14 protein-coding genes are annotated in these 17,895 nt (G+C 66.7%); 9 read left to right on the forward strand and 5 right to left on the reverse strand.

The window, feature by feature from the left end; all coding sequences use genetic code 11:
• Positions 1 to 291: 291 nt before the first annotated feature.
• Positions 292 to 1,233: a penicillin-insensitive murein endopeptidase gene (gene mepA, locus S58_RS33795; RefSeq protein ID WP_042340403.1), complete on the forward strand. Its 942-nt coding sequence runs from the start codon at positions 292 to 294 to the stop codon at positions 1,231 to 1,233.
• A gap of 173 nt (positions 1,234 to 1,406) precedes the next feature.
• Positions 1,407 to 1,919 carry a hypothetical protein gene (locus S58_RS33800; protein ID WP_015669934.1) on the forward strand — a complete coding sequence of 171 codons (513 nt, stop codon included), beginning with the start codon at positions 1,407 to 1,409 and terminating at the stop codon, positions 1,917 to 1,919.
• Positions 1,920 to 2,230: 311 nt separating this feature from the next.
• Here S58_RS33800 and S58_RS33805 read toward each other — a convergent pair whose 3' ends face one another.
• A complete protein-coding gene (locus S58_RS33805) occupies positions 2,231 to 4,024 on the reverse strand; it encodes a potassium/proton antiporter (RefSeq protein ID WP_015669935.1) in 1,794 nt (597 codons plus the stop codon).
• 209 nt (positions 4,025 to 4,233) lie between these two features.
• Here S58_RS33805 and S58_RS33810 point away from each other — a divergent pair, with 209 nt between their 5' ends.
• From S58_RS33810 to S58_RS33830, 4 genes are all read left to right on the forward strand, one after another.
• The gene (locus S58_RS33810) at positions 4,234 to 5,550 is read left to right on the forward strand and encodes a mechanosensitive ion channel family protein (RefSeq protein WP_015669936.1); all 1,317 of its coding nucleotides are present in this window, start codon (positions 4,234 to 4,236) and stop codon (positions 5,548 to 5,550) included.
• A gap of 273 nt (positions 5,551 to 5,823) precedes the next feature.
• On the forward strand, positions 5,824 to 7,584 hold the full coding sequence (locus tag S58_RS39255; RefSeq protein ID WP_015669937.1) for a hypothetical protein: 1,761 nt from the start codon (positions 5,824 to 5,826) through the stop codon (positions 7,582 to 7,584).
• A 104-nt stretch (positions 7,585 to 7,688) separates the two neighbouring features.
• Positions 7,689 to 7,946: a hypothetical protein gene (locus S58_RS33825; protein WP_015669938.1), complete on the forward strand. Its 258-nt coding sequence runs from the start codon at positions 7,689 to 7,691 to the stop codon at positions 7,944 to 7,946.
• A gap of 57 nt (positions 7,947 to 8,003) precedes the next feature.
• Complete coding sequence (locus tag S58_RS33830; RefSeq protein ID WP_015669939.1) at positions 8,004 to 9,839, forward strand: S8 family serine peptidase; 1,836 nt, start codon at positions 8,004 to 8,006, stop codon at positions 9,837 to 9,839.
• Positions 9,840 to 9,956: 117 nt separating this feature from the next.
• Here the strand turns inward: S58_RS33830 and S58_RS33835 are convergent, their stop codons facing one another.
• A complete protein-coding gene (locus S58_RS33835) occupies positions 9,957 to 10,667 on the reverse strand; it encodes a response regulator transcription factor (protein WP_015669940.1) in 711 nt (236 codons plus the stop codon).
• A gap of 409 nt (positions 10,668 to 11,076) precedes the next feature.
• On the opposite strand from S58_RS33835, the gene map reads away from it, so the two are divergent.
• Positions 11,077 to 11,901: a type I methionyl aminopeptidase gene (gene map / locus S58_RS33840; protein WP_015669941.1), complete on the forward strand. Its 825-nt coding sequence runs from the start codon at positions 11,077 to 11,079 to the stop codon at positions 11,899 to 11,901.
• A 44-nt stretch (positions 11,902 to 11,945) separates the two neighbouring features.
• On the opposite strand, the gene S58_RS33845 is transcribed toward map, so the two are convergent.
• Positions 11,946 to 13,013 carry a DUF3616 domain-containing protein gene (locus S58_RS33845; protein ID WP_015669942.1) on the reverse strand — a complete coding sequence of 356 codons (1,068 nt, stop codon included), beginning with the start codon at positions 13,011 to 13,013 and terminating at the stop codon, positions 11,946 to 11,948.
• Between the two features lie 176 nt (positions 13,014 to 13,189).
• Here S58_RS33845 and S58_RS33850 point away from each other — a divergent pair, with 176 nt between their 5' ends.
• Entirely contained in the window at positions 13,190 to 13,990 is an 801-nt protein-coding gene (locus tag S58_RS33850; RefSeq protein WP_015669943.1) for an intradiol ring-cleavage dioxygenase, read from the forward strand.
• On the opposite strand, the gene S58_RS33855 is transcribed toward S58_RS33850, so the two are convergent.
• The gene (locus tag S58_RS33855; protein WP_015669944.1) at positions 13,991 to 15,217 is read right to left on the reverse strand and encodes an MFS transporter; all 1,227 of its coding nucleotides are present in this window, start codon (positions 15,215 to 15,217) and stop codon (positions 13,991 to 13,993) included.
• A gap of 225 nt (positions 15,218 to 15,442) precedes the next feature.
• Positions 15,443 to 16,186: a methanethiol S-methyltransferase gene (gene mddA / locus S58_RS33860; protein ID WP_015669945.1), complete on the reverse strand. Its 744-nt coding sequence runs from the start codon at positions 16,184 to 16,186 to the stop codon at positions 15,443 to 15,445.
• A gap of 151 nt (positions 16,187 to 16,337) precedes the next feature.
• On the opposite strand from mddA, the gene S58_RS33865 reads away from it, so the two are divergent.
• Positions 16,338 to 17,888 (forward strand): alpha/beta hydrolase, encoded by a 1,551-nt coding sequence (locus S58_RS33865; protein WP_015669946.1) that lies wholly within the window; start codon positions 16,338 to 16,340, stop codon positions 17,886 to 17,888.
• Positions 17,889 to 17,895 lie beyond the last annotated feature (7 nt).

Consider the following 17,895-nt stretch of genomic DNA (forward strand, 5'->3'; position numbering starts at 1 on the left):
AAATACACTCTCGTATTTGGCGAGTTGAGACATGCGCAGTGGATCAACCGAGGGCTGCGGTACAACCAGCGATAAGTGACGTCGGTTGCTGCGGGTCAGAAAAGACCCGCATAACGTGCAACGGCCCAGGACATGGTGTTCATTTACCGAACACATTCAGGCAATTGAGCCATGTTCAGTCGGTTCCGCCAATCCGGCAGCAGGGTTAAAGCCCATTTAAAATGGCCACGATAGCGCGCCGTTGACGCAGAATTGGCATCCCGGCCGGCCGGCAACCGCTACACTGGCGTCATGCATGTCCGCCTGATTCTGGTCGCCATCCTCAGTTCGGCTCTCGTGGCCGCGGCGCCTCCGGCCCGTGCCCAGGACAAGGGCAGCGTCGAGCCCAAGGCCCTGCCGCCACTGGCGCATCCGGACGATCCAGATACCCCCGCCAAGGAGCTGTTCGCCCGTCGGCTCCTGCCCTCGGCCCAGCCGACCAAAGTGATCGGGACCTATAATCGCGGCTGCATCGCCGGCGCCGAGCGCATGCCGATCAATGGCGACGACTGGCAGGTGATGCGGCTGTCGCGCAACCGCAATTTCGGCCATCCCAATTTGATCGCGCTGCTGAAGCGGCTCGCTGCCCGGGCGCACAAGGACGCCGGCTGGCCCGGCATCCTGGTCGGCGACATCGGACAGCCGCGCGGCGGTCCGGCGCTGAGCGGCCACGCCAGCCACCAGATCGGGCTCGACGCCGACATCTGGCTGACGCCGATGCCCCAGCACCGGCTGTCGCGCAACGAGCGCGAGGAGACATCGGCGGTCATGATGGTGCGCGAAGACCGGCTCGACGTCGATCCGCGCGTGTTCACGAAGGGCCACCTCGCGGTGATCCGCGCTGCCGCGCTGGAGCCGTCGGTGCAGCGCATCTTCGTCAACGCCGCGATCAAGAAGGCGCTGTGCCGCGACGCCAGGGGAGACCGCAGCTGGCTCACCAAGGTGCGGCCGTGGTGGGGTCACGACTATCATTTCCACATCCGCATGGTGTGCCCACCCGGAAACCCCGACTGCCACGGCCAGACCGCCCAGGAGGGCGGCGACGGCTGCGGCGACCTCGACTATTGGTTCTCGGACGCAGTGCTGCATCCGCCGCCGCCGAAGGAGCCGCCCAAGCCGCCGCAGCCGATCACGATGGCGCAGCTGCCGCCGGCCTGCCGCGCCGTGCTGCATGCGCCGGACGCCAAGAATTGATGCTGCCGATGCTGACGCAATTGGGAGTCGCGGTGCCCAAGCGGCCGCTCTAGGATGACAGGGCTCGCGCCGTAATCGCGACGATCGAAGGGGATGACGGTCCCTCCACCTCCTGTTATCGCGGTATCGAAATGCCGCGCGCCGCTGCGCGGCGTAACCGTAGCGAGTCCGTCATGATCCTGATTCGTCCCGCCGCGATTGCCCTCCTCCTCATGCTGACGAGCACGGCCGCCCTCGCCGCCGAGCCGAGCGGCTGCGACAAGTTCAAATGGGACATCGCGCGCGAGCGCGCCGCGCTGACCGCGGCCGACCGCGAGAGGCTCACCTCGGGCGCCGAGATCGCCGCCATTCCTGCGACCGGCATCGTGCTGGAGCTGCGCCCGGCCGCCGAGGCCAAGCTGCCGACGGCGCCGGAACGCGCGCCGAAGGACGGCACCTTTGCCGGCATCACGCGGATCACCGCAGCGCCGAAGGCCGGCGTCTACACCATCAGCCTGTCGGCCGCGGCCTGGATCGACGTGGTGCAGGACGGCAAGGTTCTCAAGCCGGTCGGCTTCAGCGGCGCCACCGATTGCGACGGCATCCGCAAGACCGTGAAGTACGAGCTGGGATCGCAGCCTTTCGTGCTGCAGGTCAGCGGCGCACCGGAGAATACGATCTCGCTCGCGATCCTGCCGGCGGAGTGACCGGGGACGCAGCCCTGTGTAAGTGTCCCGATCATCTTGCCGGCGCGCCGCGATCTCGATCTAACCCAGGGTCTCACCCTCCCCTGGAGGGGGAGGGTCGCGCGCGAAGCGAGCGAGCGGGGTGGGGTGAAGCCGCGGGAACCGGTGCAAGTGGAGAGATCACCCCACCCCGGCTCACATGCGCTTCGCGCATCTGAGCCGACCCTCCCCCTCCAGGGGAGGGTGAGAGCGGGGCTGACCTCCAGGCTGCGCGCTGCGAAATCGCGACCGCGGAAGGCTGCGGACTTCTCGGAAAACCGAGCGAACGACGCTCACACCCCGACCACCGACGACCAGACATCGGCGAGCTTGCGCTTGACCTGCTGCTTGCGGGTCAGCACCGGCACGTCCTCCTCGTCTTCCGGCAGGCGCAGGCCGACGACGTTGACGCGGCCGCCGGAGATCGAGCGCGCGACCAGCACGATGGTGTCGAGCGCGACGGTGGCGCCTTCCTTCGGGGCGTTGTCGAGGTGGATGTCGAAATAGTCGGCCAGCGTCAGCCGCTCCTCGCCCTCGCCGAGCTTGACGCCATAGATGCCGGCGACCTCGTCGAGCGTATGCTCGGCCGAAACCATGAAGTCGCCGAGCAGATGCGGGTCGGGCGCCGCCGATGGCGGCATGTCGACGAAGAAGCGGTCGAGCGACTCGGCCTTCTCCGGCGGCGCCAACAGATAGAGATAATCGCCCGGTGCGATCGGCTCGGCCTCGGCCGGCGACAGGATCTGCTGGTTGCGGATCACCAGCGTCGGCTTGGACCAGGACGGAATCAGGCCGCGGCGGAAATACAGGCTCTTGGAGCGGATCGCGTAGCCGACCAGTTGCTGCTCGAGCTGGCCCGGCAGATCGAGCTCGATGCGGCGCGGGCCGCGATCGGTGCGCGGCAGCGCGACGTGCAGCTTGCGCGCGGCGACACCGAGCGTCCAGCCTTGCGCCAGCAGCGAGATGATGACGACGACGAAGGCGACGTCGAAATACAGATAGGCCTTAGACAGGCCGACCAGCATCGGGATCGACGCCAGGAAGATTGCGACCGCGCCGCGCAGGCCGGTCCAGGCGATGAAGGCCTTCTCCCGCCAGTTGAAGCGGAACGGATAGAGACAGAGAAACACCGCGGCCGGCCGCGCGATCAGCATCAGCACCAGCGCCACGGCAATCGCGGGCACGAGGCTGTCGAGCAGCCGGTGCGGCGACACCAAGAGGCCGAGCAGCACGAACATCACGATCTGCGCCAGCCAGGTCGCGGCATCGAGAAAGGCGACGACAGAATTATGCGCGCGCGTCGGCCGGTTGCCGATGATGATGCCGGCGAGATAGACCGCGAGGAACCCGGAGCCGTGGGCGATCTGCGCCATGCCGAAGATGACGAGCGCGGCCGTCGCCACGAACGGCGCGTGCAGTCCCTGCGGCAACGCCACCTTGTTGAGGCCGATCACCACCAGGCGACCGCCGACGATGCCGAACAGCGTGCCGAGCACGGCCTCGCGAACCAATTCGATCACGAAATGCGTGAACGAGCCGTGGCCGGCCGAGATCAGTTCGACCAGCATCAGGGTCAGGAACACCGCGAACGGATCGTTGCTGCCGGACTCCGCCTCCAGCGTGGCGCCGACGCGCGGGCGCAGCCGCAGGCCCTGGGCATGCACCAGCAGGAACACGGCGGCGGCATCGGTCGAAGCGATGACGGCGCCGACCAGCATGGCCTCGGTCCAGCCGAGGTCGAGGGCATATTTCGCGACCGGCGCGGTGATGAACGCGGTCATCAGCACGCCCACGGTGGCGAGCACCATCGAGGGCGCCAGCACGGTGCGGATGCTCTGGAAGCGCGTGCGCAGGCCGCCGTCGAACAGGATCAGCGCCAGCGCGACCGAGCCGACCAGATAGGTGGTACGGACGTCCTGGAATTCGATATGACCGGGGCCGGAATCACCTGCGAGCATGCCGATGACGAGGAACACCAGCAGCAGCGGCGCGCCGAAGCGCAGGGCCAGCAGGCTCGACAGGATGCCGGCCATGACCAGGACCGCGCCAAGGAGGATGGCAATGCTGACGGCGTCGAGTGATGTCATGAAAAAACGTTGATGAATCCGACTTTTACATCCTTATCGTCGCCACACTTGCACGCCAACCGGATTTGCTCATATCGCGGCGATATGCCCATTTTTCCATCCTCGCCCGCGTTCGGGGTATATTTCGGGGCAATCGCGCTTCACGAAAACGAGCTAAATCCTACGCGTCGGACCTGCCCGCGCCTCCGTTCCTCTCCGAGACCCTGCTGATGGACCTCGACTTAAAAGATATTCTCGACTTCCTGCAGACCGTGGCGCGCTCGATCGGCGCCGAGGTCACCTCGCCCTGGTTCTACCTTCAGCTCGGACTGGTGCTGAGCGGCGCGGGCCTCGCCTTCGCCGCCAGCGCCACGGTGCGCGCGCGCATCGACGTGACCTCGTTGGCGATGGGCTGGCCGGGCCCGCTGCGTCAGCTGCTGCGGGTGCTGCTGGAGAGCGTCACCACGGTGGTGTTCGTGATCCTGATGCGGATCGCGCGCACCGGCATGGTGCTGTGGACCTGGCCGAGCCGCTCCTATCTGCTCGCGGTCGCGCTCAAGCTCGCGCTGGCCTGGCTCGTCATCCGCCTGATCACCTCGGTGATCCGCAGCACCTTCATCGTGCAGATCGTGTCGATCTCGGCCTGGCTGGTCGCGGCGCTCAGCATCATCGGTCAGCTCGACAACGTGGTCGACGCACTCGATTCCGTCTCGGTCGTGCTCGGCGGCCTCAGGCTGACGCCGCTTCTGGTGATCAAGCTCGGCGTGCTGCTGCTCGGGGTGCTCTGGCTGACCAACATCGCCAGCAACTTCGTCGAGAGCCGGATCACGCGCTCGACTGATTTGACGCCGTCGATCCAGGTGCTGCTGATCAAGATGGTCCGCATGGGCCTGATGATCCTCGGCATCGCGATCGCCATCAGTGCGGTCGGCATCAACCTCTCGGCGCTCGCGATCTTCTCCGGCGCCGCCGGTGTCGGTATCGGTCTCGGCCTGCAGCGCATCGTCGCCAACTTCGTCGCCGGCATCATCCTGCTCGCCGACAAATCGGTGAAGCCGGGCGACCTCGTCACCATCGGCGACAGCTCGGGGCGCATCAGCGCGATGAATACGCGCTACATCTCGGTCGCCGCCGGCGACGGCCGCGAGTTCCTGATCCCGAACGAGGACCTCGTCACCCAGAAGGTGACCAACTGGACCTATACCGACAAGAACACGCTGGTGAAGGTCAATTTCGGCACCAACTACGATGCCGATCCCCGGCTGGTGTGCAAGCTCGCCACCGAGATGGCGGCCGAGATCCCGCGCACGCTGAAATCGAAGTCGCCGAACTGCCTGCTGACCGAGTTCACCGAGGCCGGAATGAAGTTTTCGCTGACCTGCTGGATCGCCGATCCCAGCTACATGGACAGCGTCAAGAGCGAAGTCATGCTGGCGCTGTGGGAGGCCTTCAAGCGCGAGGGCATCCGTGTGCCCTATCCGGTACGCGAGATCCGCGTTCGCGGCGGCGCCGTGCCGGTGGAGACCACGGTCGAAGTGCCGACCTGATCTGAATGCCGTGCGTCGCATCGACGCATGCACCGCCAAGTATGAAGTAGTTCATAGTTCACGCGAGAGTGAAGGTGCATACGCCTTCTCCCTGTTGCGCGGTATCGACGTGAGGGTCCCTGTGCCCCCGCGTGTACCGAATGATCCATTCACCCCCTGTCCTGCCCTTTCTATCGTCGGCGTGCTCAGCGATCCCCGTCGTTGTCGCGCGACGGATCGCGATCGCAAGCAATTGCAAAGCAATTGATAGATCCGCGACCGAGGAGGAAGAACATGGACGGACAGCAAGTGAACGGTGCGCTACAGACAATGACCCCTTATGGTCTTCTGGCTGCTCAACAGCTGGCACCGCAAGGTTTCGTGGGCAATCTGCTCGGCCAGTACGGCGCGCCGCTCGGTGGCGTCATCGGTGGTGCATTCGGCAATCAAGGTCTCGGCAACACCGTCGGCGGTCTCGCCGGCCAGCTCGCCCAGCGCTTCCTGCCGTTCGAGGCCGCACCGCAATTCGCCCCACAGGGCTTCTTCGGCAACCTGCTCGGCCAGGTCGGCGCTCCGATCGGTAGCGCCATCGGCGGCGCGTTCGGCCATCAGGGTCTCGGCAACAGCATCGGCGGCGTTGCCGGCCAGCTCGCCCAGCGCTTCCTGCCGTTCGAGGCCGCACCGCAATTTGCGCCGCAGGGCGCGATCGGCAACTTCCTCGGCCAGTACGGTGGCCAGCTTGGCGGCGTGATTGGCAATGCGTTCGGTAATCAGGGCCTCGGCCAGAGCATCGGCGGCCTCGCCGGCCAGCTCGGTCAGCGCTTCCTGCCGTTCGAAGCCGCGCCGCAATTCGTGCCGCAGGGCGCGATCGGCAATTTCCTCGGCCAGTACGGTGGCCAGCTCGGCGGCATGATTGGCAATGCGTTCGGTAATCAGGGCCTCGGCCAGAGCATCGGCGGCCTCGCCGGCCAGCTCGGTCAGCGCTTCCTGCCGTTCGAAGCCGCGCCGCAATTCGTGCCGCAGGGCGCGATCGGCAACTTCCTCGGCCAGTACGGTGGCCAGCTCGGCGGCATGATTGGCAATGCGTTCGGTAATCAGGGCCTCGGCCAGAGCATCGGCGGCCTCGCCGGCCAGCTCGGTCAGCGCTTCCTGCCGTTCGAAGCTGCGCCTCAGTTCGCTCCGCAGGGCTTCTTCGGCAACCTGCTCGGCCAGGTCGGCGCACCGCTTGGCGGCGCCATCGGCGGCGCGTTCGGCAACCAGGGCCTTGGCAACACGATCGGCGGCGTCGCCGGCCAGCTCGCCCAGCGCTTCCTGCCGTTCGAGGCCGCGCCGCAATTCGCCCCCCAAGGCTTCTTCGGCAACCTGCTCGGTCAGGTCGGCGCTCCGATCGGCAGCGCCATCGGCGGTGCGTTCGGCAACCAGGGCCTTGGCAACACGATCGGCGGCGTCGCCGGCCAGTTCGCCCAGCGCTTCCTGCCGTTCGAAGCTGCGCCGGAATTCGCTCCGCAGGGCTTCTTCGGCAACCTGCTCGGCCGGGTCGGCGCTCCGCTCGGCAGTGCCATCGGTGGCGCCTTCGGCCATCAGGGCCTCGGCAACAGCATCGGCGGCGTCGCCGGTCAGCTCGCCCAGCGTTTCCTGCCGTTCGAGGCCACGCCGGAATTCGCTCCGCAGGGCTTCTTCAGCAACCTGCCCGGCACACCGTACGGCGGCATCATGACCAACTGCTTCGGCAATCGGAGTCTCAGCCCGACCTTTGGCAGCATCATGAGCCAGCCTGGCCAGCACGTCCTGCCGTTCGAAGCCGCGCCTGAGTTTGCCCCGCAGGGCATCCTGGGCGGCTTCCTCGGCAGCACGCTCGGCGGTCTCGGCGGCGGCTTCGTCGGCAAGGCGCTCGGCAACCGCAACCTCGGCCATACGATCGGCAGCACCGCGGGCGGCATCCTCGGCTCGATCCTGCCCTTCGACGCCAGTCCGCAACTGGCGCAGAATGGCTGGGCCAACGTCCCGATCGCCTCGATCTATCCCTATCCCTACCAGGGCGTGACCTATCACTGAGCCCCGGCATGCCGGCGTGAGGCTGCATTCGGACATTGCACGTTTCCCCTGGGCGGCTCGATAGTCGGCCCAGGGGCAACATCCAGACAGTGAGGACGACCATCATGACCGACAGCTTCGCCACGGACGGATCCCGCGATCAGTTCATCGTCGCCGGACGCAGCACGTCCGACACATCCCACCTCACCGCGTTCGAAGACGCGTTGAAGGGCATTTCCGGTGCCTCGATCGTCGCCAGGGGCGGCAGTCCAGACCAGCCGCACCTCGTCGTGAATCTGACATCGCGAGACGCCGAACAACTCAAATCACGCTTCGGAGCAGCGTTGATCATCGAACGGAACGCAAAGCTCAGCCCGTTCTGATCCGTCAACGCCATGCGCCGATCCAACAAGCGACAGAGATCCAAGGAGAGAGACGCGATGGCCGACAATTCGAGCGATAATTCTTCGAGCCAAGGTTCGAACCAGGGCAAGGGCCCGAACAGCCGCGGCAATGCCGCGCAGAGCAAAACCGATGCGGCTGCGCCGACGGTGGAGCCCACGGTGAAGGCGAGACGCTCGCGCTTCCTGGTCGCAGCGCGCCCGCTGCCCGGCGTCCAGCCGATGGCGGTCGACGCGATCGCGACGACCCTCAACAACATGCCGGACGTCCAGATCATCAAGCAGGTCAAGCCGAGCGGCTTCGGCGCATTGTCGGCCGGAGGTGGCAGCGGCGGCATGCCGGAGATCGTCGTTGCAGAAATGGATCCGGCGCGCGGCGCTGCGCTGCGCGCGAGCGCGCCGCCTAACGTCATCGTCGAGCACGACGCGCTGCTGCAACACGCCGACGACCTGTCGATGGCGTTCAACAATGCCATGACGATGCTGCCCGGCATCGGAATCGACGTGAAGCTGCGCGTCGTCGGAGCCGGCGGACAGCCGCTGCCGAAGGCGACGGTCTATGTCTATGGACTCGGCTTCCCCGGCCAGGGCGTGACCGACGACAAGGGCGAGGTCACCGTGACCGTGTTCGGCGGACCGCTGGAGACGATCCAGGCGATCTACGTCAAGCCGGTCGCAAACTACTGGGACCGCATGTTCGAGCGGCCCGCTCTGTCCGATGGCATGACCACGCTGCAGCTGCAGCCGTTCACGGCGACCTTCCAGGGTTTCCCCGAGTCGCCCTATGTCGGCTGGGGTCAGCAGCTGATGAAGCTGGATCAGATCGATCCATCGCTGACCGGACAGGGCGTCAAGGTCGCCATCATCGACTCCGGCTGCGACAGCGGCCATCCGCAGCTGACCCATGTCACGCGCGGCATGGACTTCACCAACAACAAGGACATGGCGAGCTGGACCAGGGACACGATGTCCCACGGCACGCACTGCGCCGGCATCATCACCGCCGCGACCTCCGGCCAGTTGAAGGCGGTGCGCGGCTTCGCACCGATGGCCGAGGTGCACGCCTTGAAAGTGTTCCCGGGCGGCCGCTTCAGCGACCTGATCGACGCGCTCGACCAGGCCATCACGCGGCAGGTCGACATCGTCAACATGAGCCTCGGCAGCAGCGAGGCGTCCGAACTGGTCGCGCACAAGCTGATCGAGGCGCGGCAGAACGGCGTGGCCTGCATCGTGGCGGCCGGCAATGCCAGCGGTCCGGTGCAGTTTCCGGGCAACCAGCCGTCGGTGCTCACGGTGTCGGCGATCGGCAAGCTCGGCGAATTTCCCGACGACAGCTATCACGCCCGCACGGTCGTGCCCAACATGGTCGCGGGCGCGATGTTCTCGCCGCGCTTCACCTGTTTCGGACCGCAGGTCGCAGTGGCCGGCCCGGGCGTCGCGATCGTCTCCACCGTGCCCGGCGGCGGCTATGCCGCCTGGGACGGCACCTCGATGGCGACGCCGCACATCACCGGCATGGGCGCGCTGCTGCTCGCGCATCATCCGGTGTTCCGTGATGCGGCGAAGGCTCGCAACGAACAGCGCGTGGCGCAGCTGTTCTCGCTGCTCGCCAGCGCAGGCGTGCGCTATCTCGGCGATCCCACGCGCGAAGGCGTCGGCGTCCCGGACCTGCAGCGCGTCGCCGGCCTCGGTGCCGCCGCCCAGAGCGGAAACATGGCGACCGCATCGGCGGCACCGCCGCTCGGCGGCACTGTGAGCTTCGGCGTGCCGTATCAAGGCTCGCCGTTCGCCAACGCCTATCTGCAGCCGGCCCAGATGATCCATCCGGCGCTGCTGCAGAGCTTCCTGCAGATGCGCAGCGCAGGACTGGTCTGACGATCGAGACAAGGCAACAGCAAGACGATCCGCCGGCGTCAACGCCGGCGGATGTCGATTCGAAGCTGGTTGAAGTGCAACAACGCAGCGCCCGCCGGCATCGCGGAGTGCCGGTCCTCAGCGCTGGTGATGAGCCCGCAGACGATGCGCTGCCTGATTGCGCCGGCGCACGTTGAGCTTCTCGAGGATGTTGTGCACGTGGTTCTTGACCGTGCCGACCTCGATCCTGAGATTTCGCGCGATCTCCTTGTTGGACAATCCCACCTCGATCATCTGCAGGATTTCGCATTCCCGCGGCGTCAGCTCGCCGAAGCGCGACTTCGTCGCAGGTGTCGGTTGCAGGTGATCGAGCTGTGCCCCGGGTTCAGCCACGATCGAGATCTGTTCGTTGCGGGGTCCCGCCGTCAGCCGGTCGACCTGGGCGATGACATCGTCGATCGATCCGTCACGCGGCACACAGCCGGCGATGCCGGGGCCGATGGTGGAAAATGCCGCCGCTGCGATCTCGGGCACGCCGATGGCGAGGATCTCCAGGTCCGGCTGCTCGCGCAGCAGCGCGGTTGCGCGATCGAGACCGTGCCATTCGCCGACGTCGAGCAGCACCAGATCGGGACGGCCGAGCGCGACCAGGCGGAGCGCGCCACGGTGATCGACGGTGTCGATCACCTCGAAACGGTCGTTCTGTCCCAGCCGAGCGCCGAGAGCCTCACGAAAGAAACGGGTTTCGCTGACGATGAGAATGCGGGTTTGGCCCGTGGCCGCTTCGGCGATGTCGGCCGCAAGGGAGGGAACCGGCAGAATGTCGACTTCGACCGCACGTCGCGACATTGGAAACTCCCAATTGCAAAAGCGGCGGCAGCGGTCCTGCGTCGCATGCGCGCGCAGGGACCGGGCGGATTGCACTTGAAATGATGCTGGGAATTGAACAACCTTTGGGCGAAATCTGACCGGCAATCGTGACGAGAACGTGGTCGGTGCCGTCGGGCGCTTCGTCGCAGCTGATGGCACAAAGCCGGTATGATGCTGCGGGCCAAGAACATCTGCGCCATCTCCTCACGAACGAACCATGGACTTGCAAATGCACCTACAAGATGTGTCTCGACACGCGGCAAAACGTTCGATGATTTGCCAATGGAACGCACGACTTGACCGGCCGCGCAAACCCGGCTTGCACCAGCCGGCACGATCATTAAATTAGGCGATCACCCCACGACCATTTCGAGAACGAAACAGGCCCATGAGCTATACCGAAACCACTGACACCGCTGCGCGCAAGAACGGCCAGATCAAGCTGCATGGCGCGAGCGGCTTTGCCGGCATGCGCAAGGCCGGCGCGCTGGTGTCGAAGTGTCTCGATGCGCTCACCGACCTCGTCAAGCCGGGCGTTCCGACCTCGCGGATCGACGATTTCGTGCGTGACTTCGCCTTCAGCCATGGCGCCTATCCGGCGACGCTGATGTATCGCGGCTATCGCTACTCGACCTGCACGTCGATCAACCACGTGGTCTGCCACGGCATGCCGAACGACCGGCCGCTGAAGGAAGGCGACATCATCAATGTCGACGTCACCTTCATCGTCGACGGCTGGTATGGCGATTCCAGCCGGATGTATGCGATCGGCCCGATCTCGCGCAAGGCGGAGCGGCTGATCGAGGTCACCTACGAATCGATGATGCGCGGCATCGCGGCGGTGAAGCCCGGCGCCACCACCGGCGACATCGGCCACGCGATCCAGAGCTTCGTCGAGCCGCAGGGCATGAGCGTGGTGCGCGACTTCTGCGGCCACGGCCTCGGCCGGCTGTTCCACGACGAGCCGAACATCATCCATGTCGGCCGCCCCGGCGAGGGCGTGCTGCTGAAGCCCGGCATGTTCTTCACGATCGAGCCGATGATCAATCTCGGCAAGCCGCATGTGAAGATCCTGTCCGACGGCTGGACCGCCGTGACGCGCGACCGCTCGATGTCGGCACAGTTCGAGCATTCGATCGGCGTCACAGCCGACGGCTGCGAGATCTTCACGCTGTCTGAGCGCCATGGCGAGAAGCCGCTGACGCAGGTGTGAGCCGCGACTCGCGGCCGCGAGTCCCCGTCGAGCAACCGCGGAGCTCAGTTGCGGTTGCGCTTCGGCAGATCCACCTGCCCGCGATGCGGCGCGCCGTTCGGCAGAGAATCGAACAGCACGACGAACGTCACGCGATCCGCGCTCGCCTCGAGCACGGCAAGTGCTTCCGCCTTTCCAACCACCGTCTCGCCCTTGATGGTTTCTGCGACTGGCGCCAGCGTGCCCAATTCTTCCGACGCCCCGCTCGCGGGCTCGACGGCGAACAGCTTGAACGGGACCTCCGGTCCATGTGGCGCGCCGGCGAGCACCAGCAGCCGGCCGTCCGGCAGCGCCGCGAGATCGCGAATTCCACGTCCGTCGAGCCTGACGGGAACGGCATCCGCCTTCGCGCTGCCCGGCTCGTGCCCCGCTGCGAACAGGTCGGAGACCACAGCCGATACGAGATAGGCGTTGTCGCCGACCACGGGTGCGCGCAGGCCGAACCACAGCCTGTCACCCTGCGCGGCGACGCCTTCGATGTTCAGCCCGTTCTCGGATTCGAGATCCTTCGCGAAATACGTATCGACCGGCGTAGCCCGGCGCAGGAGGTCGGACACCCGGTAGGTGGTCTCGGCTTGGCCTGACGCCGCAGGATCGGCGTTCACGCGCGCCAGGATGAAGGACGACAGGCGGAACTTGTCCTTCTTGCGCGAGCAGCCATGCGAACCGACGATGTAGAAATAGGGATCGGCATACGCCACGCCTTCGCCGTCGAGGTCCTCGAAATCATCCTTCTTCTTGCAGGTCGCGTCCGGCGCGGTGCCGAGTGTCTTCGCGCTCGGCTGCTCGCCGATCAGTTCGACGATAGCGCCAGCGGTGATCCGGTCGTTCTCGATGACCGCGCGCTGCGCGGCCCTGCTCTCGTCATTGATCAGGAGGCAGTTGCGCCTGCCCTGTTGCGGCGCCAGGCATGCGATGCCGCTGAGGTCCTTTGCGGTCTTGTCAGGCTCCTTCAGGAAGGTGCCGGATATGTCGAGCCTGGTGAGCGGGATCGTACCGGACTGCGCGGCCACCCATGATGTGCCGCCGTCGAGGACCATCAGCGCAGTGAGGATCAGGCATGCCAATCGCATTCGATCGTCTCCCGTCAATGAGCGCGTGCTGAAACATCTCACGGTTGCACGGGCGCCGGCGGGCCGCAATGGCGCCGTCTGCCGCAGATCGGTTCCCGCTCCCCCATCGGCGAAGGTCCGATTATTGCCACGCCCCGGTGATTTGACTGCAGCATCAACAGCGCTTGGAGGCACTCTTGGCGAAGGCAACACGCCGCGGCTTTCTTGGGTTCGTCTCCGCGGGCGCCGCGCTGCTCGCACCGGCGGCGCGCGCCGCATCGGATGCCACGGGGTCATCGGGCGCCGACGACGCCTGCATCCTCACGCCGCAGTCCGAATCCGGTCCGTACTATCTCGACCCCCGGCTGGTGCGCGCCGATATCGCCGAGGACCGGCCGGGCGTGCCGCTTCAGCTGCGCCTTCGCGTCATCGAGGCCGGCCCCTGCACCCCGATCCCGGGCGCGCGGGTCGACATCTGGCATTGCGACGCGCGCGGCATCTATTCGGGCTATCCGGGCCAGAGCGACAATCACAAGGTGGACCAGACCGGCAAGACGTTTCTGCGCGGCACCCAGATGGCCGATACGTCCGGCTGGGCCGGGTTCAGGACGATCTATCCCGGCTGGTACGCCGGCCGCGCGACCCACATCCACTTCAGGGTGTTTGTCGACGACGCGACGGTGCTGACCGGACAGACCTTCTTTCCCGAGGCGCTGAACGAATTTATCTACACCAACGTGCCGGACTACACGGGACGGCCGAAGCAGCGGCTCGTCATCAATGCCAATGACCGCGTCGCCACCGACGCCGATCCGGATCACCGCGCGTATTGCGCGATCAAGGAAGAGCGCGACCGTTACCTCGCGACCCTCACGCTGGCCATAAGCCGCAAGCCGGCCGCACCGGTGGAGATGCCGACCGGAAAGCTGCCGCCGGCGCCCTGGATCAAGGACCGCCTGGCGGCGCTGGTGCCTGGATTGAAGCGCAGCCCGTTCTGATCAGCTCTGCTCGGTGAACGAATAAGCCAGCGCCGCGAGCGGCAGCGCGGTGCCGAGCGCCGCCGCCAGCGTCCAGCCGCCATGGGCATAGGCGAAGGCACCGATGCCCGAGCCGGCCGCGCCGGCAACGAAGAACGTCGTCATGAAGAGCCCGTTGAGCCGGCTGCGCTGTCCGGCGCCGAGCACGAATAGCACGCGGTAGCCGAGGATGAGGCTGAGCTGCGCGCCGCAATCGATCGCGATGGCGGCGACCACGAGCATGGCCAATGACCAGTTGGTCCCGAGCGGCGCCAGCAGCGTCAGCGCGAATCCGATCGCGCACAGCAGCATCGCAGCGATCGTCGCCGGCCTGGTCCAGCCGCGATCGGCAATGCGGCCGGCAACCGGCGCCATGATCGCACCGGCGACGCCGGCAAGCGCGAACAGCGCGATGCCCGTCTGCGACATGTGGAAATCGGGTCCCGCCAGCAGCAGCGGCGACGTCGTCCAGAACACGCTGAAGCAGCTGAACAGCGCGGCCTGGTAGAGCGCGCGTCGGCGCAGCGCCGGGGTGTCGCGATAGAGCTGGACCATCGAGCCGAGCAGCTGGCCATAGCTCAGCCGCGCCTCGGGCTCACGCGGCGGCAGCGCCACGCGCAGCACGACGGCCAGTATCACCATGGCGAGCGCCGAGGCTGCATAGATGACGTGCCAGGACGCGTGCGCGGCGACGAAGCTTGCCACCGGGCGCGCCAGCATGATGCCGAGCATCAGGCCGGTGGTGACGTTGCCGACGGCGCGGCCGCGGATCGCCTCCGGCGCCATGTGCCCGGCATAGGGAATCAGGATCTGCACCGCGACCGAGCCGAAGCCGATCAGCAGCGCCGAGATCAGGAAGGTCGACGGCTGCGTTGCGAGCGCGGCACAAGCCAGCGCGGCGGCGCCGATGACGATCGTGGTGATGACGAGCTTGCGGTTCTCGATGAGATCGCCGAGCGGCACGACCAGCAGCAGCCCCGCGCCGTAGCCGATCTGGCTCATGGTCACGAGCAGGCCCGCCAGTTGCGGCGGCAGGCCGAGGTCGGCGCTGATCGGCCCAATCAGCGGCTGCGCGTAATAGATGTTGGCGACGATCAACCCGCAGGAAAAGGCCAATAGCAGAGTGATCCAGGCCGACAGCGAGTCGGCGGAATCGGACGTCACGGTGGTCAATGCAGATGTCTCCCAGGGTCGGACTCGTCCCGCCATGCCATCCTCCAGCCAGCCTCGGCGCGACGCACGCGCCCAAGGCTGCTGGAAACTCCGAGATGGCAGAGGCGGGTTGGCCAGACAACGCGAGGAGCGCATCTGGTCAGGACCCAGATATAGGAAACGATCGCTTCCTATACAAACTCACGTCTGCGTGGGCGCGCCGATGAGCAGGCCGGCACCAAAAATGCCGGCCCCACGTGGGTGACGGCTGGGCGACGGCGTTCATGCTTGGCGGCCGAACAGGCGCGGCAGCAGCATCGGAACCCGCTGCCGGTAGCGCTGATAGCTGTCGCCGAACGCGGCGATCAGGTCACGTTCCTCGAACTGCAGCCCGACCAGGATATAGGCCGTGTTGAGCGCAGCAAACAGCAGGTGGCCGACCGTCATCTCCGGTGTCGCCCAGAAGGCGAGCAGGAAGCCGAGCATCAGCGGATGACGCACCAGGCGATAGAGCAGCGGCGTCTTGAACGGCTGCGCTGGCGCCGCCTTGCCGCGCAGGGCGAAGAAGGCCTGGCGCAGCCCGGACAGATCGAAATGATCGATCATGTAGGTCGAGGAGAGCACGATCAGCCAGCCGAGCCAGTGGATTCCGGTCAGCACGTTTGCAGCGATCCCGTCGACCCGCCAGACCGGGATCGGGATCGAGCGCCACTGCCAGAACAGCAGCAGCAGGATCAGGCTCGACAGCAGCACATAGGTGCTGCGCTCGGCTGCCGCCGGAATGATGCGCGTCCACCATCGCTTGAACGCCGGACGCGCCATGACGCTGTGCTGGAGCGCAAACAGCGCGAGCAGCAGCACGTCGACGACGACCGCGTCGACCAGGTTCCCCGCTGCGCCACTGTCGATCGACTTGGATGCGAGCTGGTTGTAATTGCCGACGAAGCCGAGCGCCCACACGAAGGACGCGAGAAAGGCGGCGTAGCCCGTGGCGGCGTAGAACATGATGAGAAGACGTGCGAACATGACTGTTTCCCGGTTTTGTGCCGATGGCGGCGTTGTCGGCGCGAGGGATCAAATGATCCGGAGGACGCGCGCCGCGATCGCATTCGAGCGCTATCATCCCACCGTCCCCTGAGCGTCCCCCCCGGACGCCGTCATGGCAGGTCGCATCACGATGGCTCGGTTCAGCATTCGGACATTTGGCTTTCCGGAGATCCGCCGGGACGACCAGGCGTGCCGGCTGTCGCTGCGCAAGGGTCTCGCGCTGCTGGTCTATCTGGCCGAGGCCAGAGGCGCCGTCGCGCGCGACGTCGTCGCGACGATGTTCTGGCCGGACAGCTCCGAAGAGGTGGCGCGGGCGCGCCTGCGCCGCCTGCTGCACCGTCTCCAGGCCACGCTCGGCGACGGCGTGCTCACCACCGACCGCGCCACGATCCGCTGGTCGCCGGCAATTGCACTGGAAGTCGATTCCGCCCTGTTCGAAGCGGCGGGCGATCGCGGCGAGTTCGAGCAGGCCTGCCGGCTCTATCCGGGCGATTTCCTGGACGGGTTCACGCCCGGCGACTGCCCGCAATTCGACGAATGGGCCTTCTTCCGGCGCGAAGCCTTGCGCGGCCGGGCGGTCCAGGCGCTGGAGCGCGTGGTGCAGGCGAGAAGCGGCTGCGGCGATCACGCCGCCGCCGCGGCCCATGCCCGACGCCTCGTCGCGCTCGATCCGCTCAGCGAAGTCTATGCTCGTGCCCTCATCCGCAGCCTGATGCTGGCCGGAGATCGCGCGGCCGCCGGGCGCGAGCTCGAGGCGCTCACCAAGCGCCTTCGCGACGAGCTCGGCGTGGCGCCCGAGGCGGACACGCTGGCGCTCATGCGACAGGGCGCAGCGACGGCAAGCGAAACCACGCCGCAGACGCGCTATGTCGGCGGCGGCGGCGTTCATCTCGCGTTTCAGACCTATGGCAGCGGCCCCGTCGACATCCTGCTGCTGCCCGGCTTCGTCTCTCACGTCGAGCGCATCTGGGAGGAGCCGCACTGCCGCGCCTTCCTGTCCGCACTCGCCGGGATGGGGCGCCTCATCCTGTTCGATCGCCGCGGCATCGGGCTCTCCGATCGGCTCGGTTTCAACCCTGGCGTCGATGCGACGGCGCGGGACATCGAGACGGTGCTCGACGCCGCCGGCAGCCGCCGTACCGTATTGTTCGGCGCCTCCGAGGGCGGGCCGGCCTGCATCCGATTCGCGGCCGATCATCCCGATCGCGTGTCGGGGCTGATCCTGTTTGCTTCGCTGGCCAAGGGCAGCGCAACGGCCGATTATCCGCATGCGCTGCAGGCCGAGCAGTACGGCCTATGGCTGCAGCAGCTCGTGGCCGGATGGGGTGGACCAGCCGGCATCGAGACGTTCGCGCCAAGCCTCGCAGGCGATCCCCAGGCGCGCGCCTGGTGGGCCGGCCTGCTCCGCGCCGCTTCGAGCCCGGGCGCCATCAAGGGCCTGCTCGAGGCGCTCAGGGATGCGGATGTCCGGCATCTGCTGGGCCGGGTGTCGGCACCGACGCTGGTGCTCCACCGTCGCGATGACCGCGCCGTCCGCATCGGTGCCGGCCGGCATCTCGCCAGCCGCATCCCGCAGGCGCGGTTCGTCGAGCTCGACGGCGCCGATCATTGGGCCTTCGCCGGGGATCAGCGGCAGGTCCTCGCCAGCATCGAATCATTCATCAGCGGTCTCACGGCGTGAGCACGAT

This window comes from Bradyrhizobium oligotrophicum S58, from assembly GCF_000344805.1.
In the GTDB taxonomy this organism is placed as follows: domain Bacteria; phylum Pseudomonadota; class Alphaproteobacteria; order Rhizobiales; family Xanthobacteraceae; genus Bradyrhizobium; species Bradyrhizobium oligotrophicum.